The sequence below is a fragment of the Aureimonas altamirensis genome, assembly GCF_023702225.1.
Lineage (GTDB): Bacteria > Pseudomonadota > Alphaproteobacteria > Rhizobiales > Rhizobiaceae > Aureimonas > Aureimonas altamirensis_B.
This window is the reverse complement of record NZ_JAMQCO010000029.1, coordinates 1-3,370: the sequence shown is the minus strand read 5'-3', so window position 1 is coordinate 3,370 and position 3,370 is coordinate 1. Positions and strand designations below refer to the sequence as shown.

At 64.4% G+C, this 3,370-nt stretch carries 1 protein-coding gene and 1 pseudogene; both read left to right on the top strand.

Annotated elements, in window-relative coordinates:
- Window positions 1-74: 74 nt before the first annotated feature.
- A pseudogene (locus NDN16_RS21225) lies at window positions 75-776 on the top strand (integrin alpha); the annotation flags it as partial.
- Window positions 777-963: 187 nt separating this feature from the next.
- Window positions 964-3,370: beta strand repeat-containing protein (locus NDN16_RS20765; RefSeq protein WP_435301144.1), on the top strand; the 2,407-nt coding region annotated here is incomplete at its 3' end.

The window sequence follows — 3,370 nt, the reverse complement described above, 5'->3', positions numbered from 1 at the left end:
ACGTCAAGCAGGGCGTTACGGTCGACTATGCAGGCATCGAGGCGAGGGAAGCCGTCAACGGCTATGGCGGCTTCGTGCTCAACGGAGAATGCACCAACGACAATGCCGGCTATAGCGTCTCGTCAGCCGGCGACTTCAACGGCGACGGGCTGACGGACGTCATCATCGGCGCCAATAGCTACGGTTCAAGCACGGGCCGCGCCTATGTGATCTTCGGCAAGACGAGCGGCACGGCGGTTGCAGCCAGCGCTGTCGCGGCGGGTTCCGGCGGCTTCGCGATCATAGGAGAGGCGACGGGCGGCCAGCTTGGCGTTTCGGTCAGCGGTGCCGGTGATATCAATGGCGATGGCCTTGCCGACTTCATCGTCGGAGCATCCGCCCTGACCAATCAGATTGGCCGTGCCTACGTGGTGTTCGGCAAGACGACGGACGGCAACATCACGTTGTCGGCGCTTGGAACGGCTGGATTCAGCGTTACCGGAGAGTTGTCGAACGGTTACCTCGGAGGGGATGTCAGATATGCCGGCGACGTCAATGGCGACGGGCTGGCCGACATATTGGTCGGTGCCCACGGCTACGGTTCGAACACCGGTCGCGCCTATGTGATCTTCGGTCGCACGTCCGGCAATATCGACATCAACGTCGCTTCGTCTTCGCTCGGCACGCGGGGCTTTGCCATTTTGGCAGAGTGCAGCGGTGACCTTACCGGCTACGCAGCCGCCTATGCAGGCGACATGAATGGCGACGGTCTGGCGGATATGATCGTGTCAGCACGCCAGAACGATATGGCAGGCAACAATGCAGGGCGCGCCTACATCGTCTACGGGCGTACCGGCACAAACGACGTGCAGTTGTCGGATGTGGCACGCGGCATCGGTGGCTTCGCCATCGCCGGAGAGTGCGCAGGCGACGAACTGGGCCTCGACGCTTCCGCTGCAGGCNGTGTCAGCACGCCAGAACGATATGGCAGGCAACAATGCAGGGCGCGCCTACATCGTCTACGGGCGTACCGGCACAAACGACGTGCAGTTGTCGGATGTGGCACGCGGCATCGGTGGCTTCGCCATCGCCGGAGAGTGCGCAGGCGACGAACTGGGCCTCGACGCTTCCGCTGCAGGCGACATCAACGGCGACGGGCTTGCCGACATCGTGGTCGGGGCGCGGCTCAACGATACGACCGCGGTTGATGCGGGCCGCGCCTATGTGATCTTCGGGCGTACGGACGGGACGAGCTCGAGCGTCGTCGTCGACGTCATGGGCACGGCATCCGCCGAGGCGCTCAGCGATGGCGGTACGGGCAAGTATGTGCTGGCCGGCGCGGGCGACGACACGCTGACGCTGACGGCGGCAAGCGTGATGGACGGCCAGGCGGGTAACGACACCTTCGTGGTGGACGGCGCGGCGATCACGCTGCTGCAGTCGGCCTATGCCGGCAGCGGCAGGCTTGCGACGCTGAAGGGCGGCCTCGGCGTGGACATGCTGAAGCTGTCGGGCGCCGGGCTGACGCTCGATTTGACGCAGGTTTCCAACGTCGCCGCCATGAATCCGTCCGGCGGCAACCGGTTGAGCGGTATCGAGAAGATCGACATCACCGGTTCCGGCGACAATGTATTGAAGCTGACTGCGGCGGACATTGCCGACATGTCGGGCATCAACGTCTTCGAGACGACGGGTCGCTACCAGTTGATGGTCGACGGCAATGCCGGCGACAGGGTTCAACTGACGGACGGGCGCTGGGCGCGGCAGGCAGGCAGCTTCACCAGCGGCGGCAACAGCTACACCGTCTACAATAGTACGTCCAAGGCAGCGACCATCTACATTCGCCAGGGCGTCTCCGTCGATTCGACGGGGATCGAGGCGGCGGAGATCGCCAATGGCGTCGGTGGCTTCGTATTGAACGGCGAATGCAGCGGCGATTTTGCAGGCTTCAGCATCTCGTCGGCCGGCGACTTCAACGGCGACGGCCTGAACGATGTTATCGTCTCGGCTCCCTATAACGCTGCGACGGGCAGCAATGCCGGCCGTGCCTATGTCGTGTACGGGACCACGTCTACATCGGCGATCAACCTGTCCGCCGTTGCCGCCGGAAACGGAGGCTTTGCTGTTACCGGAGAGTCGGCCGGAAACATGATGGGCATGTCCATCTCTGCCGCGGGTGACGTCAACGGCGACGGCCTCGCCGATATCGTTGTGGGTGCACAGGGCTACAACAGCAACACCGGCCGGGCCTACGTGATCTTCGGACGGACCGGCGGCGTCGCCCCGACACTCTCTTCCATCGTATCGGGAGCGTCCGGCGGGTTCGTCATCAACGGCGAAGGTACTTCGAACTACCTCGCAACGGCTCTTGCCGCAGCGGGAGACGTCAACGGCGACGGCCTCGCGGACATCGTGATCGGCGCACAGGGCTACAACGGCAACATCGGCCGCGCCTATGTCGTCTTCGGCAAGACCAGCGGCACGGCGGTTGCGGCCAGCGCCGTGGCTGCGGGATCGGGTGGTTTCGCTATCGATGGCGCCGGGACATCGGCGCTATTCGGAATATTCGTCAACGGCGCCGGCGACATGAACGGCGACGGCTTGGCCGACGTTTCCGTCGGTGCCTTCGGCTACAACAACTTCACCGGCCGCAGCTACGTCGTGTTCGGCCGGACGGGCGGCAGCCCCGTCGCCGTGTCGGCGCTCGGCACCGGTGGCTTCACGATTACCGGCGAAACGACGACGAATGCCTTGGGTTATAGCGTTTCCTATCTGGGCGACGTCAACGGCGACGGCATCGCGGACATCCTCGTCACCGGCTTCCAATATGGCTCCAATACCGGCCGTGCGTATGTGATCTTCGGACGTACATCCGGCAACCTCGATATCAACGTGGCCTCGTCCTCGCTCGGCACACGCGGCTTCGCCATCGTGGCGGAGTGCAGCGGCGACTTCCTCGGGTACAAGGCATCCGCAGCCGGCGACGTTAACGGCGACGGCCTTGCCGACATGCTGGTCAGCGCCAAGGGCAACGATACGGCGGGAGTCGATGCCGGTCGCGCCTACCTTGTCTACGGGCGTCCGGGCACGTCTTCGGTGCAATTGTCGGATGTGGCGCGTGGCATCGGCGGCTTCGCGATTACCGGCCAGTGTGCGGGCGACGAACTGGGCTTCGACGTTTCGGCGGCAGGAGACATCAACGGCGACGGGCTTGCCGACATCGTGGTCGGGGCGCGGCTAAACGATGCAACCGCCTCCAATGCAGGGCGCGCCTATGTGATCTTCGGCCGCACCGGCGGCGCGATGGCCGGCATTACCGTGGACGTACTCGGTAACGCTTCGGCGAACACGCTGAGCGATGGCGGCACGGGCAAGTATGTGCTTGCCGGCG